Origin of the sequence: Streptomyces sp. NBC_00310 (genome assembly GCF_036208085.1) — a bacterium.
GTDB lineage: Bacteria > Actinomycetota > Actinomycetes > Streptomycetales > Streptomycetaceae > Streptomyces.
In genome coordinates, this window is record NZ_CP130714.1 from 7067142 (window position 1) to 7085374 (window position 18233).

The 18233-nt window shown below is 72.2% G+C and carries 15 protein-coding genes; 6 read left to right on the forward strand and 9 right to left on the reverse strand.

Annotated elements, in window-relative coordinates; all coding sequences use genetic code 11:
* The first annotated feature begins 277 nt into the window (after nt 1-277).
* Nucleotides 278-2053, forward strand: a complete 1776-nt coding sequence (locus OG202_RS31055; RefSeq protein WP_327728052.1) for a hypothetical protein — start codon at nt 278-280, stop codon at nt 2051-2053.
* A 209-nt stretch (nt 2054-2262) separates the two neighbouring features.
* Here the strand turns inward: OG202_RS31055 and OG202_RS31060 are convergent, their stop codons facing one another.
* From OG202_RS31060 to OG202_RS31070, 3 genes are all read right to left on the reverse strand, one after another.
* On the reverse strand, nt 2263-3894 hold the full coding sequence (locus OG202_RS31060) for a phospho-sugar mutase (RefSeq protein ID WP_327728051.1): 1632 nt from the start codon (nt 3892-3894) through the stop codon (nt 2263-2265).
* A gap of 207 nt (nt 3895-4101) precedes the next feature.
* Nucleotides 4102-4926 (reverse strand): purine-nucleoside phosphorylase, encoded by an 825-nt coding sequence (locus OG202_RS31065; protein ID WP_327728050.1) that lies wholly within the window; start codon nt 4924-4926, stop codon nt 4102-4104.
* 129 nt (nt 4927-5055) lie between these two features.
* The gene (locus OG202_RS31070; RefSeq protein WP_326578226.1) at nt 5056-5493 is read right to left on the reverse strand and encodes a gamma-glutamylcyclotransferase; all 438 of its coding nucleotides are present in this window, start codon (nt 5491-5493) and stop codon (nt 5056-5058) included.
* Nucleotides 5494-5739: 246 nt separating this feature from the next.
* Between OG202_RS31070 and OG202_RS31075 the strand changes: the two genes are divergently transcribed.
* A complete protein-coding gene (locus OG202_RS31075; protein ID WP_326578225.1) occupies nt 5740-7188 on the forward strand; it encodes an NAD(P)H-quinone dehydrogenase in 1449 nt (482 codons plus the stop codon).
* A gap of 146 nt (nt 7189-7334) precedes the next feature.
* Nucleotides 7335-8342, forward strand: coding sequence for a DeoR/GlpR family DNA-binding transcription regulator (locus OG202_RS31080; RefSeq protein WP_326578223.1), 1008 nt, complete (start codon nt 7335-7337; stop codon nt 8340-8342).
* Nucleotides 8343-8606: 264 nt separating this feature from the next.
* Here the strand turns inward: OG202_RS31080 and OG202_RS31085 are convergent, their stop codons facing one another.
* Complete coding sequence (locus tag OG202_RS31085; RefSeq protein WP_327728049.1) at nt 8607-9173, reverse strand: TetR/AcrR family transcriptional regulator; 567 nt, start codon at nt 9171-9173, stop codon at nt 8607-8609.
* Between the two features lie 172 nt (nt 9174-9345).
* Nucleotides 9346-11118: an acetyl/propionyl/methylcrotonyl-CoA carboxylase subunit alpha gene (locus OG202_RS31090; protein WP_328223929.1), complete on the reverse strand. Its 1773-nt coding sequence runs from the start codon at nt 11116-11118 to the stop codon at nt 9346-9348.
* Nucleotides 11119-11509: 391 nt separating this feature from the next.
* Here OG202_RS31090 and OG202_RS31095 point away from each other — a divergent pair, with 391 nt between their 5' ends.
* Nucleotides 11510-12052: a hypothetical protein gene (locus OG202_RS31095; RefSeq protein ID WP_328223930.1), complete on the forward strand. Its 543-nt coding sequence runs from the start codon at nt 11510-11512 to the stop codon at nt 12050-12052.
* Between the two features lie 9 nt (nt 12053-12061).
* On the opposite strand, the gene OG202_RS31100 is transcribed toward OG202_RS31095, so the two are convergent.
* From OG202_RS31100 to OG202_RS31115, 4 genes are all read right to left on the reverse strand, one after another.
* Nucleotides 12062-12685, reverse strand: a complete 624-nt coding sequence (locus OG202_RS31100; RefSeq protein WP_326578215.1) for a Maf family protein — start codon at nt 12683-12685, stop codon at nt 12062-12064.
* A 496-nt stretch (nt 12686-13181) separates the two neighbouring features.
* The gene (gene mmpB, locus OG202_RS31105; protein WP_326578213.1) at nt 13182-13310 is read right to left on the reverse strand and encodes a morphogenic membrane protein MmpB; all 129 of its coding nucleotides are present in this window, start codon (nt 13308-13310) and stop codon (nt 13182-13184) included.
* Nucleotides 13311-13382: 72 nt separating this feature from the next.
* Nucleotides 13383-13592, reverse strand: a complete 210-nt coding sequence (locus tag OG202_RS31110) for an acyl-CoA carboxylase epsilon subunit (RefSeq protein WP_184904269.1) — start codon at nt 13590-13592, stop codon at nt 13383-13385.
* A gap of 27 nt (nt 13593-13619) precedes the next feature.
* The gene (locus OG202_RS31115) at nt 13620-15218 is read right to left on the reverse strand and encodes an acyl-CoA carboxylase subunit beta (protein WP_327728046.1); all 1599 of its coding nucleotides are present in this window, start codon (nt 15216-15218) and stop codon (nt 13620-13622) included.
* A gap of 309 nt (nt 15219-15527) precedes the next feature.
* Between OG202_RS31115 and OG202_RS31120 the strand changes: the two genes are divergently transcribed.
* Nucleotides 15528-16415 carry a biotin--[acetyl-CoA-carboxylase] ligase gene (locus tag OG202_RS31120; protein WP_326578208.1) on the forward strand — a complete coding sequence of 296 codons (888 nt, stop codon included), beginning with the start codon at nt 15528-15530 and terminating at the stop codon, nt 16413-16415.
* Nucleotides 16416-16694: 279 nt separating this feature from the next.
* Nucleotides 16695-17858, forward strand: coding sequence for an adenylate/guanylate cyclase domain-containing protein (locus OG202_RS31125; RefSeq protein ID WP_327728045.1), 1164 nt, complete (start codon nt 16695-16697; stop codon nt 17856-17858).
* Nucleotides 17859-18233: the final 375 nt, after the last annotated feature.

Below are 18233 nucleotides of genomic sequence, written 5' to 3' on the forward strand. Positions count from 1 at the left end.
CGGGCCTGACCCTGCGGGGCTGGGGCACCATCGGCGTCGACCGGCCCTGCCTCGCGCTCCCGGGAAAGCGCTTTGGGCATCTGTTCTATGGTGGCGGGAAACGTGCCGGACGAGATGTCCGGGAAGCATGCGACAACCCAACTCACCACGAACCAGGGTGCGTCGGGACAGAACGTGCCCGTGCGTCCCGCCTTCACAGCCAGGTCCGCTTGGATCGCGTCGGATCGCGTGCGGCGAACGGCGCGACCACGACGGCGGCCGGAGTGACCACACCACGATGAGTACCAAGCTTGAGCCCCAGCCCCAGGGGCCCGCACAGCCGCTACGGCTGCCCGTGTCCGCCGTGCCCGAGGACTGCGTCGCCTGGAGCGGCGAGAAGATGGACGCCTGGGCGCGGACCCGGCCGCCCGTCTGGGTGCCGGCCCGGACGCGCCCCCTGCACCTCCTCGCCGTGGTCCCGGGCGGTCTGATCGTCGGCTTCTGGCTGGCGAACTTCGCCGAAGTGCCCGCCGCCCTCGCCGTGCTGGTCCCGCTGCAACTGGTGTGGACCCTGGTCAGGCCCGAGGTCGTACGGTTCTCGGCGCCCGTTCTCCTGTTCGTGCTCGGCTGGTTCGGGGGATCGCACGACGTGCCGACCCTGCTGGGCCTGCTCGCCGTGACCTTCACCTGGGCCACGGCCGAGATCCGGCTCGGCAAGCGCAGGCTCCAGCGGCAGTGGGCCCTGGCGGCCGCCGAGGGCGCGACCGCCACGGTGCCGGACGAGGCGGGGCCGCTGCGGCGCGGCCGGTTCCTCATGGGCCTCGGCTGCGTGCTGACCGTACTCGGAGCGGGGCTGCTCTCTCTCACCTCCGGCTGGGACGTCGCCACCGACCGGCACGAGGCCACGCTCGTCGGATGGTTCGTGGTCGGCTGGGGGCTCACCTCGCTGCTCTCCGGGTGGCTGGGGCGCCGCCGGTCCGCCGCGCTGCGGGGCACCGCCGTGCCGGTGCTGCGGGTGCTCGTCCGCGACGGCGCCGACGGGGACGCCGAGGTCTTCGCCGCCGACGACGTGGACGCGCTGCGGCCGCTCTTCACCGTCGCGGCCGAGGAGTGGTACGACGAGAGCGACGAGGAGGTCGAGGAGCGCATCCGCCGGGAGGAGTCGGACGGAAGCCCGGAGGGGCCCGACGGAAGCCCGGAGGGGCCGGACGAAATCCTCGACACCGTCAGGAACGTCGAGGACGACGATGACGAACAGCCCGGCCCCCTGCGCGAGGCCGTGCTGTACGGGCCGCCCCACGAGGGCGCCGAGATCGTGATCGTCAGCGCGGCGGAGAAGCCGGACGGGCCCCAGGAGCCCCAGGAGCCCCAGGGGACGGGCGGTTCGCCCGTGGAACTGGTCGTCGAGTCGTCGAGCGGGCCGGTGCGACCGCTGTCCGACCGGGCCGTACGGCGTCGTATCGCCGCGCAGCGGGCCCGGGCGAAGCGGAGCGTCGTCCACGAGGAACTGCGTGCCACGGCCGTCGCGGAGAGCAGAGCGAGGCTGGGGGACGCGCCGGTGCCCGTACGGCGCTGGCGGTCGGGTTGGGCCGACTGGACCGCCGCCCTCGTCATGATCGTCGCGATCGCCGCCATCGGGCTGTACCCGAACGGGCTGAAGCAGTACGTCCTCGGTGGCCTCGTCGGCGTCTTCGGAGTCCTGGTGCTGCCCCAGATGCTCGCCTGGCGCATCACGGCCGACCGCTCGGGCCTGTGGCTGAACGGCTGGCGCCGGACCCGGCACATCGAGTGGGACCACCTCCTGACCGTCCAGTGCAGCGGACCCGTGCTGGTGGTGGACAGCCGCCGGGAGTCGTTCCCGACCTGGACGGTCCGGGCGGAGCGCTGGCGCTGGCTGGAGCGGAAGCTGCGTCTGGTCCACCCCTACGAGAGGACCGCCGCCGAGATCACCGCCATGTGGCGGGAGCCCGCGCTGCGGCCCGAGGGGGAGTACGGGGGCCGTGGTCGGCCGCTGTGGCCGCTGGGCGCGGTGCTGGCCGTGCTGTGGGTGGCGGCGCTGGTGCTGGTGCCGTAACCGCTCCCCCCGGCCGGGCCCTGGCCGTTTCCCGACCCGAATGCGCGAGGCCTCGGCCCGAATGCGCGAGGCCCCGGCCCGAACGCACGAGGCCTCCGCCCGAACGCACGAGGCCTCCGCCCGAACGCACGAGGCCTCCGCCCGAACGCACGAGGCCCCGGCCGGATCACCGGCCGGGCCTCGCCGTGGTCGGGAGGGGCGGGGAGCGGTCAGATACCCGCCGCCGCCGACAGGTCGCGCTTGATCCCGGCCAGCAGGCCGGCCGCCTTCTCACGGGCCGCCGGGAGACCGGCGTGGCCGGCGACCGGCACCACGACCTCCAGGTAGCACTTGAGCTTGGGTTCCGTGCCGCTGGGGCGGACGATCACGCGGGCGCCGTCGAGCGTGTAGCGCAGGCCGTCCGTGGGCGGGAGCCTGTCCGTGCCCCGCGTCAGGTCCTCCGCCCTGGTCACGGACAGGCCGGCGAGGGCGGTCGGGGGCCGCTCGCGGAGCCGCTCCATCGCGCGGGCGATGAGCGAGAGGTCCTGGACGCGGACCGAGAGCTGGTCGGTGGCGTGCAGGCCGTGCTCGACGGCGATGTCGTCCAGCAGGTCGAGGAGGGTGCGGCCCTCCTCCTTGAGCTGCGAGGCGAGTTCCGTGATCAGGAGGGCCGCCGTGATGCCGTCCTTGTCGCGGACGCCCTCGGGGTCGACGCAGTAGCCGAGGGCCTCCTCGTAGCCGTAGCGCAGGCCCTCGACGCGGGCGATCCACTTGAAGCCGGTGAGGGTCTCCTCGTACGGGAGGCCCGCCTTCTCGGCGATACGGCCGAGGAGGGACGAGGAGACGATCGACTCGGCGAAGGTGCCCCGGGCCCCGCGCGCGACCAGGTGGGCGGCCAGGAGCGCGCCGACCTCGTCGCCGCGCAGCATGCGCCAGCCGGAGCCGTCCTTGACCGCGACGGCACAGCGGTCGGCGTCGGGGTCGTTCGCGACGATCAGGTCGGGGTCCGTCTCGTCGGCCTTCGCGAAGGCGAGGTCCATCGCGCCGGGCTCTTCCGGGTTGGGGAAGGCGACCGTCGGGAAGTCGGGGTCCGGGTCCGCCTGCTCGGCGACGAGGACGGGCTCCGGGAAGCCGGCGCGGGCGAAGGCCGCGAGCAGGGTGTCCCTGCCGACGCCGTGCATGGCCGTGTAGACCGTGCGGGCGGTGCGCGGGGAGCCGGGCGCGAGGACCGCGTCCGTACGGGCCAGATAGGCGTCCAGGACGCTGTCGTCGAGGGTGTCCCAGCCGGCCTCGGGGCGGGGGACGTCGTCGAGGGTCCGTACGGCGTCGATCTCGGCCGCGATCCCGGCGTCGGCCGGGGGCACGATCTGGGAGCCGTCGCCCAGGTAGACCTTGTAGCCGTTGTCGCGCGGCGGGTTGTGGCTGGCCGTGACCTCCACGCCGGCGACCGCGCCCAGGTGCCTTATGGCGAAGGCCAGGACGGGCGTGGGCAGGGGGCGGGGGAGGACGGCCGCGCGCAGGCCCGCGCCGGTCATCACGGCGGCCGTGTCGCGGGCGAAGTCGGCCGACTTGTGGCGGGCGTCGTAGCCGATGACGACGAGGCCGCCGGTGGCGCCCTTGCCGTTCAGGTACGAGGCGAGGCCCGCGGCGGCGCGGATGACGACCGAGCGGTTCATGCGCATGGGGCCGGCGCCGAGCTCCCCGCGCAGGCCCGCGGTGCCGAACTGGAGGGTGCCGGAGAAGCGGGCGGTCAGCTCCGCCGTGTCCGCCCCGTCGATCAGCTTGCCGAGTTCGTCCCGGGTCTCCGGATCGGGATCCTCGGCCAGCCACGCCTTGGCGCGGGCGATCAGGTCGTCGTGCACGGGGGTCAACCTCTCGTTCGTGGGGCGTGGGGCCGATTGTCCCCGTGCCCCTCAAAGGGCAGGCCCCTGTGGGCCTGGAAGACGACGCTCCGCGGGCCGAGAAGCAAGGGGCGCAGCCCCTGCTTCCCAGGGGCGCGGGGAACTGCGCGACCAGCCCCCACCCGCCCGCACCCGCCGACGCACAGGCACCCTATGAGCTCTTGGGCGCTACAGCCGGTTCAGTACCTGCGTCAGCAGCGCGCCCATGCGCGTCGCCGAGTCGCGGCCCGCCTGCAGGACCTCTTCGTGGTTCAGGGGCTCGCCCGTCATACCGGCCGCCAGGTTGGTGACGAGGGAGATGCCCAGGATCTCGGCGCCGGCCTCGCGGGCGGCGATGGCCTCCAGGACCGTGGACATGCCGACCAGGTCCGCGCCGATGACGCGGGCCATGCGGACCTCCGCCGGGGTCTCGTAGTGCGGGCCCGTGAACTGCGCGTAGACGCCCTCCTCCAGCGAGGGGTCGATCTCCTTGCACAGGGCGCGCAGACGCGGGGAGTAGAGATCCGTGAGGTCGACGAAGTTCGCGCCGACGATCGGCGACGTCGCCGTCAGGTTCAGATGGTCGCTGATCAGCACCGGCTGGCCGGGACGCATGCCCTCGCGGAGACCGCCACAGCCGTTGGTCAGGACGATCGTCTTCACACCGGCGGCGACGGCGGTACGGACGCCGTGCGCGACGGCGGCGACGCCACGGCCCTCGTAGTAGTGCGTGCGGCCCAGGAAGACGAGCGCGCGCTTGTCACCGATCTTGTACGAACGGACCTTGCCGCCGTGGCCCTCGACCGCCGGCGGGGGGAACCCCGGCAGCTCGGTGACCTGGAACTCGGCCGAGGGGGCACCGAGGGCGTCCACGGCCGGAGCCCAGCCGGAGCCCATCACGAGGGCGACGTCGTGGGTCTCGGCGCCCGTCAGCTCGCGCAGGCGCGCGGCGGCGGCGTCGGCGGCGGCGTAGGGGTCGCCCTGGATGTCGTCCGGAAGAAGAGATGCGTTCACGCGATGAGGGTATCCGGTCGGAGCCTACGCGCGTAGATGACGGGGCTCACGGGATCGGGATCGTTGTCTTGTCGTTTCCAACAGGCAGTCCGGGCGCGAAACGTGCCTCGCGCCCTCCCGGCCGGCTCCTCAGCAGGGTCGTTTGCGGAGTTCCATCACGTAGTCGTGGGGCGCGCCCGCCGACTCCGCCGCGTCCGCGACCTCGCCCAGGTAGCGGGCCGAGGGCAGGCCGCCCTCGTAGCCGTTGAGGACGTAGACCCAGGCCGGTTCCTCGCCCTCCAGGGTGTGTACGCGGACCCGCATCCGGCGGTATATGTCCAGGCCGACGCCGACCCAGCGGTCCATCGCCTCCTCGTCCATGGGGGCGATGTCGTAGAGCGCCACGAAGACCTGGCAGCGGGGTGCCTCGACGACCGTGGCCAGCGCGCCCTCCCAGCCCATGTGTTCGCCGCCGAAGGTCAGCCGCCAGTCGTTGAGCCAGCCGGTTGCGCGCAGCGGGGAGTGGGGGGCACGGCGGGACATCAGCCGCGCGTCCATGTTGCCGGCGTAGGCGGCGTAGAGCGACATGGGGGAGAGCGTACGGGAGCGCTCCGCTCGGGGCCGGGCGCCCATGGGCTCGGGGGCGACCGCGGTGCGGCGGGTGCGGGTCCGTCGTGGCTGGTCGCGCAGTTCCCCGCGCCCTGAAACGGCCCTCCGGGCCGACGTCCCCGTCCCCGGAAGCGGGCATCCCGGGGGCGCGTCCGCGTCCCCGTGGAGCAGGCGTCCGATTGGATCCGCCCCCCGACTCAGTGGCATCGGGGTCCATACGGGACAATGGAGTACGTGACTCGGATCGTGATCATCGGTGGCGGACCCGGCGGCTATGAAGCGGCGCTGGTGGCCGCGCAGCTCGGCGCGGAGGTGACCGTCGTGGACTGCGACGGTCTGGGCGGGGCGTCGGTGCTGACCGACTGCGTACCGTCGAAGACCCTCATCGCGACGGCCGAGGTGATGACGACCTTCGACTCCTCGTACGAGGAGCTGGGGATCATCGTCGCCGACGACACCCCGCACATCGACATGCCCGCGCGTGTCGTCGGTGTGGACCTCGGCAAGGTCAACCGGCGTGTGAAGCGGCTCGCGCTGGCGCAGTCGCACGACATCACCGCGTCGGTGACGCGCGCCGGCGCGCGGGTCATGCGCGGGCGCGGGCGGCTGGAGGGGCAGCAGGACCTCGACGGGTCGCGCAAGGTGGTGGTGCGCGCCGCCGACGGGTCCGAGGAGACGCTCACCGCCGACGCCGTCCTCATCGCCACCGGCGGACACCCGCGTGAGCTGCCCGACGCGCAGCCGGACGGCGAGCGCATCCTCAACTGGACGCAGGTCTACGACCTGGACGAGCTGCCGGACGAGCTGATCGTCGTCGGGTCCGGTGTGACCGGTGCCGAGTTCGCCGGCGCCTATCAGGCCCTCGGGTCCCGGGTCACGCTCGTGTCCAGCCGTGACCGTGTGCTGCCGGGTGAGGACCCGGACGCCGCCGGAGTCCTGGAGGACGTGTTCCGGCGGCGCGGCATGAACGTCATGGCGCGGTCCCGGGCCGAGTCCGCCAAACGGGTGGGCAACCGGGTCGAGGTGACGCTCGCCGACGGGCGGGTCATCTCCGGCTCGCACTGTCTGATGGCCGTCGGCGCCATCCCCAACAGCGCGGGGATGGGCCTGGAGGAGGCCGGGGTCAAGGTCAAGGAGTCCGGGCACATCTGGACCGACAAGGTCTCCCGGACGAGTGCGCCCGGCGTGTACGCCGCCGGTGACGTGACCGGTGTCTTCGCGCTCGCCTCCGTGGCCGCCATGCAGGGCCGTATCGCCATGTACCACTTCCTCGGCGACGCCGTGGCCCCGCTGAACCTGAAGACCGTGTCGTCCAACGTCTTCACCGACCCCGAGATCGCCACCGTCGGCTACACCCAGGCCGACCTGGACGCCGGGGTCATCGACGCCGTCGGGGTGAAGCTGCCGCTGCTGCGCAACCCGCGCGCCAAGATGCAGGGCATCAGGGACGGCTTCGTCAAGATCTTCTGCCGGCCGGGCACCGGCATCGTGGTGGGCGGTGTCGTGGTCTCCCCGCGCGCTTCGGAGCTGATCCACCCGATCTCGATCGCGGTCGACAACAACCTGACCGTGGAACAGATCGCGAACGCCTTCACCGTGTACCCGTCCCTGTCGGGTTCGATCGCCGAGGTCGCGCGCCAGCTCCACACGCGCAAGGCCGGCGACGGCGTCTGACGGGTTTGTCGACGGTTCGTCGACGGGTTTGCCGACGGGTTGTCCGAGGGGGTGTCTGACGACTTCCGTCCCGGATGGTCCCTATATCACTTCTCGCCCCACCCTGCGAACAACTTCTGCTATTCGGCGCAAACTGCTGAAAGCAGATGGTCGTTGGCGTTACTGTCAGTTTCGTGTTCGCTGCAGAACGTCGTCAATTGATCCTCGAAATGGTGCGGGCCAACGGAGCCGTGTCGCTCCGTGAGCTCGCTCGCGTCGTCCAGACCTCCGAAGTAACCGTACGGAGGGACGTGCGCGCTCTGGAGGCAGAAGGACTCCTCGACCGCCGGCACGGCGGTGCGGTATTGCCGGGCGGGTTCACGCGGGAGTCCGGCTTTCCGCAGAAGTCTCATCTCGCGACCGCCGAGAAGACGGCCATCGCCGACCTCGCCGCGAGCCTCGTCGAAGAGGGCGAGGCCATCGTGGTCGGGGCGGGGACCACCACGCAGGAGCTGGCACGCCGGCTCGCGCGGGTCCCCGGGCTGACCGTCGTCACCAACTCCCTGCTGGTGGCGCAGGCGCTGGCCCACGCCAACCGTGTGGAGGTCGTGATGACCGGCGGTACCCTGCGCGGTTCCAACTACGCCCTGGTCGGCTCCGGCGCCGAGCAGTCCCTCCAGGGGCTGCGCGTCTCCAAGGCCTTCCTCTCCGGGAGCGGACTGACCGCCGAGCGCGGCCTGTCCACGTCCAACATGCTGTCGGCGTCCGTCGACCGCGCGCTGGTCCAGGCTGCCGCCGAGGTCGTCGTCCTCGCCGATCACACCAAGCTCGGCACCGACACGATGTTCCAGACGGTGCCGACCGATGTGGTCACCCGGCTGGTCACCGACGACCCGCCCGGTCACGACGACCGCGCGGTCACCGAGTTGCAGGCCCTGGCCGATCAGGGCGTGCAGATCTCCGTGGCCGGGGCGGCGGGCGGCGGTGGTACGGGAGGCGATCCCGTCCCGGCGCGCCCATCGCGCCGGGACGTCCCCCTTCCGGGGCCCCGCCGCAACCAGGTCCACGGCTCCGCGCCGCAGTTGCGCACCGCCACGGTCCTGGGGGACCAGCCGCCGGCCGGTGACCGGGAGCGGGAGCGCGCGGCCCGGGTCGCGGACCTGCGACGCCGGTAGCCCACGCGGCCCTACGCCGCCGGGTGCGTCTCGCCGGTCACGTCGTCCGGGGCGGGTCGTGAGTCAGGCTGTCGGTTGGTTGCCTCGCCGGTCAGGTCGCAGGGTGCGTCTTGCCGGTCACGTCATCCGGGGCACGCCGCCAGTCGGGCCGTCGGGTCGCTTCGCCGGTCAGGGTGCCGGGGGCATCTCGCGGTCACGTCGTCCGGGGCGGGTCGCGAGGCAGGTCGCAGGTCGTAGGTCGCTTCGCCGGGGGCGTCTCGTCGGTTACGGCTTCAGGCCGCGCAGCGTCAGCGTCAGCAGGCGGTCGGCCAACTCCGGGTCGTCCGGGGTTTCCTCGGCCGCCAGCGCGATCGCGTGCGTGAGCTGGAGCAGGTCGCCGATGGACACGTCGTCGCGTACGGCGTGGGCGTGTTGCGCCCGCCGGAGGAGGGCGGTGCCCGCCTCCCGGATGGGGGCGCAGCACCGGGCCAGGTCCGAGGGGTTCTCGTCCACGGCGCGGGAGTCCGTGTACGAGACCGTCATCAGGGCCTGGGCCAGACCTCGGTATTCGCCCGCGTGGGTGATGATGTCGCGCAGCCAGGCGAGCAGTGCCGAGCAGGGCTCGGGCGCGTCGAGCTGTGCCCGGGCGCGGGCCAGCAGGTCGCCGACGGCCTCCTCGAAGACCGCGCTCAGGAGGGCCTGACGGTTGGGGAAGTGGCGGTAGAGGGTGCCGATGCCCACGTCCGCCCGGCGGGCGATGTCCTCCAGCGAGGCGGTGGTCCCGTGGGCCGCGAAGGCCAGGCGGGCCTCGGTGAGCAGGCGGTCGCGGTTGCGGCGTGCGTCGGCTCGCATGGGCCGGGTGGTCGGCACGGGGTCACCTGCTCTCTTCGCCGGGTGGCGGGTTCAGCCCAAGAGCTCGGGTGAATGCGGACGTTGCGCGGGTGCCCGGTCGGTAGTGGCTGGTCGCGCGGCTCCCCGCGCCCCCTACGGGGCGCGGGTGTGCGGCGGAGTCGAGCCGTGCGGGTCAGTCCTTGATTTCGCAGATGGTGGCGCCGGAGGTGATGGAGGCGCCGACGTCCGCGCTGAGGCCCTTGATGGTGCCGGAGCGGTGGGCGTTGAGGGGCTGTTCCATCTTCATGGCTTCCAGGACGACGACGAGGTCGCCTTCCTTGACCTCCTGGCCTTCCTCGACGGCGACCTTGACGATGGTGCCCTGCATGGGTGAGGCGAGGGTGTCGCCGGAGGCTGCCGGGCCGGACTTCCTGGCTGCGCGGCGTTTGGGCTTGGCGCCGGCCGCGAGGCCGGTGCGGGCCAGGGTCATGCCGAGGGCGGCCGGGAGGGAGACCTCCAGGCGCTTGCCGCCGACCTCGACGACGATGGTCTCGCGGTCGGTGTCGTCGTCGGTCTCGGTGTCGGCCGGGGTCGCGAACGGCTTGATGTCGTTGACGAACTCGGTCTCGATCCAGCGGGTGTGGACCGTGAAGGGGTCGGTGGAGCCGGTGAGTTCGGGGCCGAACGCCGGGTCGGTGACGACCGCGCGGTGGAAGGGGATGGCGGTGGCCATGCCCTCGACGTGGAACTCCTCCAGGGCGCGGGCGGCACGCTGCAGGGCCTGCTGCCGGGTGGCGCCGGTGACGATCAGTTTGGCGAGCAGGGAGTCCCAGGCCGGGCCGATCACGCTGCCGGACTCCACGCCCGCGTCCAGGCGGACACCGGGGCCGGCGGGCGGGGCGAAGGTGGTGACGGTGCCGGGGGCGGGCAGGAAGCCCCGGCCGGGGTCCTCGCCGTTGATGCGGAACTCGAAGGAGTGGCCGCGCAGCGGCGGGTCGTCGTAGCCGAGTTCCTCGCCGTCGGCGATACGGAACATCTCGCGGACCAGGTCGATGCCGGTGACCTCCTCGGTGACCGGGTGCTCGACCTGCAGGCGGGTGTTGACCTCCAGGAAGGAGATCGTGCCGTCCAGGCCGACCAGGAACTCCACCGTGCCGGCGCCGACGTAGCCGGCCTCCTTGAGGATGGCCTTCGACGCGGCGTACAGCTCGGCGTTCTGCGCCGGGGAGAGGAAGGGGGCCGGGGCCTCCTCGACCAGCTTCTGGTGACGGCGCTGCAGGGAGCAGTCACGGGTGGAGACCACGACCACGTTGCCGTGGCTGTCGGCCAGGCACTGGGTCTCCACGTGACGGGGCTTGTCGAGGTAGCGCTCCACGAAGCACTCGCCCCGGCCGAACGCGGCGACGGCCTCGCGGACGGCGGAGTCGTACAGCTCGGGGACCTCTTCGAGGGTGCGGGCGACCTTCAGGCCGCGCCCGCCGCCGCCGAAGGCGGCCTTGATGGCGATCGGCAGACCGTGCTCCCGGGCGAACGCCACGACCTCGTCCGCGCCCGAGACCGGGTCGGGGGTGCCCGCGACGAGCGGGGCGCCGGCACGCTGGGCGATGTGACGGGCGGCCACCTTGTCGCCCAGGTCGCGGATCGCCTGCGGCGGCGGGCCGATCCAGATCAGACCCGCGTCCAGCACCGCCTGCGCGAACTCCGCGTTCTCCGAAAGGAAGCCGTAGCCGGGGTGGACCGCGTCCGCACCGGCGTCCTTCGCCGCCTGCAGCACCTTGCCCATGTCCAGGTAGCTCGTCGCCGGCGTGTCACCACCCAGCGCGAACGCCTCGTCCGCGGCCCGCACATGCAGTGCGTCCCGGTCCGGCTCGGCATACACGGCCACGCTCGCGATCCCGGCGTCCCGGCATGCCCGGGCGACGCGGACAGCGATTTCGCCTCGGTTGGCGATCAACACCTTGCGCACGATGGCTCCCTCTCCTTGAAACAAGCCGAGTTTAGGGACTGCCGACACGGCGTTTCGACCCGTCCATAATGGTGAGCTTGCCCACACGGAGCGTGAACGAGGCTCGCTCGACCGGCGAAATCCCTTGTCGCGCAGCATTGCGCAGGACCCCACGCGAAAACCCTAGCCCTCCGATGTGGTCAAGGTCTCTGTGTGGCCATGCTGCGGCAGGTTGGGTTTCTTTGTGGAGTCCCTACTAATGGCCCAACGATTCTTTGCTCGGGTGAGAACCCTTGTCCCGGGGTTTACCCGTTAGTAGCGTTCGCGTTGGCCCGAACACCTACCTGGGGTAACGACGGGGGTGTGCGAGGCGCTGAGAACAGCAGGACGAGAGCGGAAGTGGGTGGGGCCGGTGATCCGCAGACCGGTGGCGGTGATGACGGCGGTCGTGCTGTTCGTGGAAGGGCTCGGGATCGCCGCGGTGCAGTGGCTCCTCGGTACGGTCGTGGACCGGCAGGAGATGTCGCTCGCCGGGCTGGATTCGGACGCGATGTCCGTCTCCACGAAGGCCGGGGGTGTCCTCTTCGGCCTCTACTTCGTCTTCTGCGGTGTGGTCGCCCTGCTCGTCGCGCTGCGCAACCGGCCGGCTGCCGGGCTCGGGAGGATCCTGCTCATCAGCGCCGCCGTCGTGCACGGGTTGCTCGGGGCCCTCACCGTGGGGCTGGTCGGGTGGGGCGCGTTCGCGTTCATGATGGTGGTGCTGGGGCTGGTGCTGCTCACGCTGCTGACGTACGACCGGCAGGACGGGGTCGCTGACGCGGTCCCGGGCGGGTCCGGCGGGCCGGATGGGTCCGGTGGGCCGGATGGGCGAGGCGGGCCCGAGGGTGACACGGCGACGGCGGGTGGGCCGGAGCGGGCCGCCCCGGCCGTTCCGCCGGCACCCAGTGCTTCGTGAGCGGCCGGGTCAGTTCTCGCGGGGCGTCCACAGCTCCGTGATGCCCACGCCCAGTTGGGCCAGCAGGCGGCGGAGCAGGGGCAGGCTGATGCCGATGACGTTGCCGTTGTCGCCCTCGATGGCGTCGATGAACGGGGCCGAGCGGCCGTCGAGGGTGAACGCGCCCGCCACGTGGAGGGGCTCGCCCGAGGCCACGTACGCGGCGATCTCCTCGTCGGTGGGGTCGCCGAAGTGGACGACCGTGGAGGCCGTGGCGGAGGTGTAGCGGCCGGTGGCGGTGTCGTAGACGCAGTGGCCCGTCTGGAGCGTGCCGGCGCGGCCGCGCATGGACTTCCAGCGGGCGGTGGCCTCCTCGGCGTCGGCGGGCTTGCCGAGGGCTTCGCCGTCGAGGTCGAGGACCGAGTCGCAGCCGATGACCAGGGCGCCCTTGACCTCGGGCTTCGCCGCTACGACGGAGGCCTTGGCCTCGGCGAGGGCGAGGGCGAGGTCGGCGGGGGTGGGGGCGCTCACGGCGTCCTCGTCGACCCCGCTGACGATCACCTCCGGGGCGAGGCCGGCCTGGCGCAGCAGATTCAGCCGGGCGGGGGACTGGGAGGCGAGCACGAGGCGGCGGCGGGGGTGCGGGGCGGTCATGGGGTCAGGGTATTGCCTCCGGCGGTTGGCCGGTTCGGGTGTCTGGCAGCCCGGTTTTTTGGGGCGGCCGGGGCCGGTGTGTGTCTGTTGGCCGTGGGGGAGTTCGTCGGGTGCGGGTGGGTGGGGGTTGTTCGCGCCCGCGCGGCGGAGCCGCATATCGATACAGCCGCGCCCCTGATGGGGCGCGGCTGTCCCGTCGTGGGGGGTGCGGCGCCTGGGGTTCGGTGGGTGGGGTTCGGTGGGTGGGTCGGGGGCGCGCCGGGGGGTGTCCGTCCTCGGAACGGCGCGGAATCGTTTGGCTGGGAGGCTGGAGGGGTTGACGCGCCAACCGCTGCGGGCGGACACCCCCCGACACGCCCCCTTCTCGCCGTACCCGGCCCGCCCGCCGTACGGGCTGCGCCTCCGCCTCCGCCTTCGCGCGTGCCCGGCCCGCCTGCCGGGCGCGGCCGACCCGCCTTACGGCCACCCGCCGTACGGGGTGCGCGTCGTGCGGCGGTCAGAGGATGCCCAGGACGAGCATGGCCAGGAGCATGGCCACGGCTATGAGGATGCCGAGCCGCCGAAGCATGGCCTGCGTGTCACGCAGTTCCTTCGGCGGCTCGTTCTCAGGGTCGGACCAGAGCATGGTGCGATGGTGCGTCGCCCGGAGGGCCGGGCGCCTGAGTACGCGTACTCAAATTGGTAGGGGCGGTTCCGCTCAGCCGGGCCAGTAGGTGCGGCTCCAGGTGGTGGGACCCGGGGCCGGCAGGCGGTGGGCGGCGATGCGGGACGGGTCGGACCAGGAGTCGCGGGGCGCGGGCGCGCCGGGCGGCTCGGTGGCTGCCGCCGCGGCGCGTGCCCGGACCACCGCCAGTGCGGCGGCCAGCTCCTCCGGGGTCGGATTGCCCCGTACGACCTTGATGGTCATGTCGGCTCCCAGCAGGGCTAGAGGTGGCTAGAGGGGGATGTTTCCGTGCTTCTTCGGGGGGAGGGATTCCCGCTTGGTGCGGAGTTGACGCAGGCCGAGGATGAGGTGGCGGCGGGTTTCGGAGGGCATGATCACCGCGTCCACGTAACCGCGTTCGGCCGCGGTGTAGGGGTTGAGGAGGGTGTCCTCGTACTCCTGGATGAGGCGGGCGCGTACCGCCTCGCGCTCGTCGTCGGGGGTGGCGGCGATGGTGCGGCGATGGAGGATGTTGACCGCGCCCTGGGCGCCCATGACGGCGATCTGGGCGGTGGGCCAGGCGAGGTTGAGGTCGGCGCCGAGGTGCTTGGAGCCCATGACGTCGTAGGCGCCGCCGAAGGCCTTGCGGGTGATGACCGTGATGAGGGGGACGGTGGCTTCCGCGTAGGCGTAGATGAGCTTGGCGCCTCGGCGGATGATGCCCTCGTGTTCCTGGCCGACGCCGGGGAGGAAGCCGGGGACGTCGACGAAGGTCAGGACCGGGACGTTGAAGGCGTCGCAGGTGCGGACGAAGCGGGCCGCCTTCTCGGAGGCGTCGATGTCCAGGCAGCCCGCGAACTGCATCGGCTGGTTGGCGACGATGCCGACCGGGTGGCCCTCGACGCGGCCGAAGCCGGTGAGGATGTTCGGGGCGAAGAGGGGCTGGGTCTCGAAGAACTCCGCGTCGTCCAGGACGTGTTCGATGACGGTGTGCATGTCGTACGGCTGGTTCGCGCTGTCGGGGACGAGGGTGTCCAGTTCGCGGTCCTCGTCGGTGAGGGCGAGGTCGGCCTGTTCGGGGAACGCGGGGGGTTCGCTGAGGTTGTTCGACGGGAGGTAGGACAGGAGCTGCTTGACGTACTCGATCGCCTCCTTCTCGTCGCCCGCCATGTGATGGGCCACGCCGGAGGTGGCGTTGTGGGTGCGGGCGCCGCCCAGTTCCTCGAAGCCGACGTCCTCGCCGGTGACCGTCTTGATGACGTCCGGGCCGGTGATGAACATGTGCGAGGTCTGGTCGACCATGACCGTGAAGTCGGTGATCGCGGGGGAGTAGACCGCGCCGCCCGCGCACGGGCCGACCACGAGGGAGATCTGCGGGATCACACCGCTCGCGTGGGTGTTGCGGCGGAAGATCTCGCCGTACATGCCCAGGGCCATGACGCCTTCCTGGATGCGGGCGCCGCCGGAGTCGTTGATGCCGATGACGGGACAGCCCGTCTTGAGGGCGAAGTCCATGGCCTTCATGATCTTCTGGCCGAAGACCTCGCCGAGCGAACCGCCGAGGACGGTGAAGTCCTGGGAGAAGACGGCGACCGGGCGGCCGTCGACCGTGCCGTAGCCGGTCACGACTCCGTCGCCGTAGGGCCGGTTGTTCTCCATGCCGAAGTCGGTGGAGCGGTGCCGGGCGAACTCGTCGAACTCCACGAAGGAGTCCTCGTCGAGGAGCAGTTCGATCCGCTCACGGGCCGTCAGCTTGCCCTTGGCGTGCTGCTTCTCCACCGCGCGCTCGGAGCCGGCGTGCGTCGCCTCATCGATACGGCGCTGCAGATCCGCGAGCTTCCCCGCGGTCGTGTGAATGTCGATGCTTGCGGGCTCTTCCGGCTCGGACATCGGGCTGCGGCTCCCTGCCTGCTCATGGGGACGTGAGGGATCAGTACGTGCTGCTCGGTACGCGTTCGGGACGTGCTCAGAAGTGTGTGGGGTTACTCATCCGTAGCGTAGTGCTGCACCTACCGTTCGGCAGTGCGGCGTTTACCACACTCCTGACCCCTTCCGGCCGTACGATCGCTGTGTCGCGGCGGGACACGCCGGACGGGTGACGTCACGAAAGTGATCGAGCGCCCCTGAACCTCAGCTCGTCAGGGGTGGAATCCGTCCCCTTATCGCGGGGCGGAGGATGTCAAACCTAGGGTGGGTTGCATGACGACCTCACCAGGTGCACAAGGAGACCCGTCCAACGGACCGGGTGAGCCGAGGTCGGACCGTTGGTCCGACCTCGGCCGGCCGCCCCTCAACTCAGCCTCTCTGCGCCGGGCCCTGGTCCGGGAGGGCGGGCTGTGGAGTTCCCTGGACGTGGTGCCGGTCATCGACTCCACCAACACCGACCTCGCGGGCCGCGCCGATCGGCTGCCCGAGGGCGCCGTGCTGGTCGCCGAGGAGCAGAAGGCGGGCCGCGGCCGTCTCGATCGCACCTGGAGCGCGCCCGCGCGCTCCGGCCTCTTCTTCTCCGTCCTCCTCAAGCCGGGCGAGGTGCCCGTCCACCACTGGGGCTGGCTGCCGCTCCTCACCGGCGTCGCCGTGGCGACCGGGCTGTCCCGGGCCGCCGGGGTCGACACGGCCCTCAAGTGGCCCAACGACCTGCTGCTGACCGTCGGCGGTGAGGAGCGCAAGGCCGGCGGCATCCTCGCGGAGCGGGCGGGAGCGGAGGGTGTGGTCGTCGGAATCGGCATCAACGTCAGCCTGCGGGAGGACGAGCTGCCGGTGCCGACGGCCGGGTCGCTGGCGCTCGCCGGTGCCGTGACCACGGACCGTGATCCCCTGCTGCGGGCCGTGCTGCGGGCGCTGGAGGACTGGTACGGGCGGTGGCGTGCGGCCGGGGGCGATCCGGCGGCGAGCGGTCTGCAGGAGACCTACGCCGCCGGGTGCGCGACCTTGGGGCGGAAGGTGCGAGCCGAGCTGCCCGGGGACCGGTCGATCGTGGGGGAGGCGGTCGCGGTGGACGGGGACGGGCGGCTGGTTCTCGCCACGGAGGACGGGGTGCAGGAGCCGGTGGGGGCGGGGGACATCGTGCATCTGCGGGCTGTGTGACCTGTGGGAGCTGTGTGACGTGTGGGGCGGTGGTGCCTGGGCACCCGGGAGGCCTGCCGAGCGGGGGTGCCCTTATCACTCCCAGCGGCACGACTGCCCGCAGCTCGGTCCGGCTCTTGAGAGCGCCGCCCCCAGGGGGCCCGCTAGGGCGTCGGGCGCCGTTCACCGGAAAGGGGTACGCACCCTTCGGCCCACCTGACGGAGTGAGCTGGCGCACACCTGCCGTAGAGTTGAGGCCGGTCGAGTACGTGACCGCGGGAGATCGGAAGGGCAGCAGGAGTGAGCGTCGAGGACACGGGCTCCGGCACGGACGCGGATGACCGCGTGGAGCCGCCCCCGCTCTCGGCTTCGCTCGAGCGGGGCGGACCCCACGGCGTGGACGCCGATGAGGAGGACCCGCTGGCGCTGCGGCTCGAAGGGCTCATCCTCGGGGCCGAGCGCCGGTACACCCCCTTTCAGGCGGCGCGCAGCGCGGGCGTGTCCATGGAGCTGGCGTCCCGCTTCTGGCGGGCCATGGGCTTCGCGGACATCGGCCAGGCCAAGGCGCTGACCGAGGCGGACGTCCTCGCGCTGCGGCGGCTCGCCGGTCTCGTGGAGGCGGGGCTGCTGAGCGAGGCCATGGCGGTGCAGGTGGCCCGTTCGACCGGGCAGACCACCGCGCGGCTCGCCGAGTGGCAGATCGACTCCTTCCTGGAGGGCCTGACCGAGCCGCCGGAGCCGGGGATGACCCGGACCGAGGTGACGTATCCGCTGGTCGAGCTGTTGCTGCCGGAGCTGGAGGAGTTCCTCGTCTACGTCTGGCGGCGTCAGCTCGCCGCCGCGACCGGGCGGGTCGTGCAGGCCGCGGACGACGAGGAGATGGTCGACCGGCGGCTCGCGGTCTGCTTCGCCGACCTCGTCGGGTTCACGCGCCTCACCCGGCGCATGGAGGAGGAAGAGCTCGGCGAGCTGGTCGAGGCCTTCGAGACCACGGCGGCGGACCTGGTGGCCGCGAACGGCGGCCGACTCATCAAGACCCTGGGCGACGAGGTCCTGTACGCCACCGACGACGCCGGTGTCGCCGCCGAGATCGCGCTGCGGCTCATCGAGACCATGGCCAACGACGAGACCATGCCCGAACTGCGCGTCGGCATGGCCTTCGGCACGGTGACGACGCGGATGGGCGACGTCTTCGGCTCGACCGTGAACCTCGCGAGCCGGCTCACCTCGATAGCGCCCAAGGACGCGGTCCTCGTCGACGGCGCCTTCGCCGAGGAGCTGACCCGCACGGGCGAGGCCCCCGCCTCCGAGGCCGAGGCCGCCGAAGCCGCGGCCGCCGCGGAGAAGGAGGGCGAGGAACCCCCGACCTACCGCTTCGCCCTCCAGCCCATGTGGCAACGCCCGGTGCGCGGCCTGGGCGTGGTCCAGCCGTGGCTGCTGACGCGGAGGCCGGGGAAGGAATGAGGAGGGGCCGCGTGGGGGTGCGTGGTCTCGAGGGGCGGACCGGATCCGTGAGGGTGTGGGCTGCCGATGTGCTCTGCCGGTGTGGGCTGTCTGAGGGGTCCGGGCACGTAACGGTGTAGGCCGTCGGCATGGGTGGGGGCGGACCCGCGTGGTCCGGGACGTGCGATCCGAGCCATGGAACCCGGGCGGGCGTGTTGTGGCGATGACGAGGGTCCGAGTCGCGTGGCCGAGGGCGTGAGGGCGTGAGGGCCGAACTATGTGGCCTTGCGGCGACGCCGACGAAGGCCCGCCGAGCAGCCACGGCTCCGCGGCGTCGGCACGGCCCGGCGGCGTGACAACGCCCCTCCAGCACCCCGGGCTCAGGCTCAGCCCCCC

Coding starts and splice junctions, on each gene's coding strand:
- OG202_RS31055 (WP_327728052.1), top strand. CDS start 278: ATGAGTACCAAGCTTGAGCCCCAGCCCCAGGGGCCCGCACAGCCGCTA.
- OG202_RS31070 (WP_326578226.1), bottom strand. CDS start 5,493: ATGTCGCTCTACGCCGCCTACGCCGGCAACATGGACGCGCGGCTGATG.
- OG202_RS31075 (WP_326578225.1), top strand. CDS start 5,740: ATGGAGTACGTGACTCGGATCGTGATCATCGGTGGCGGACCCGGCGGC.
- OG202_RS31080 (WP_326578223.1), top strand. CDS start 7,335: ATGGTCGTTGGCGTTACTGTCAGTTTCGTGTTCGCTGCAGAACGTCGT.
- OG202_RS31085 (WP_327728049.1), bottom strand. CDS start 9,173: ATGCGAGCCGACGCACGCCGCAACCGCGACCGCCTGCTCACCGAGGCC.
- OG202_RS31100 (WP_326578215.1), bottom strand. CDS start 12,685: ATGACCGCCCCGCACCCCCGCCGCCGCCTCGTGCTCGCCTCCCAGTCC.
- mmpB (WP_326578213.1), bottom strand. CDS start 13,310: ATGCTCTGGTCCGACCCTGAGAACGAGCCGCCGAAGGAACTGCGTGAC.
- OG202_RS31110 (WP_184904269.1), bottom strand. CDS start 13,592: ATGACCATCAAGGTCGTACGGGGCAATCCGACCCCGGAGGAGCTGGCC.
- OG202_RS31115 (WP_327728046.1), bottom strand. CDS start 15,218: ATGTCCGAGCCGGAAGAGCCCGCAAGCATCGACATTCACACGACCGCG.
- OG202_RS31120 (WP_326578208.1), top strand. CDS start 15,528: ATGACGACCTCACCAGGTGCACAAGGAGACCCGTCCAACGGACCGGGT.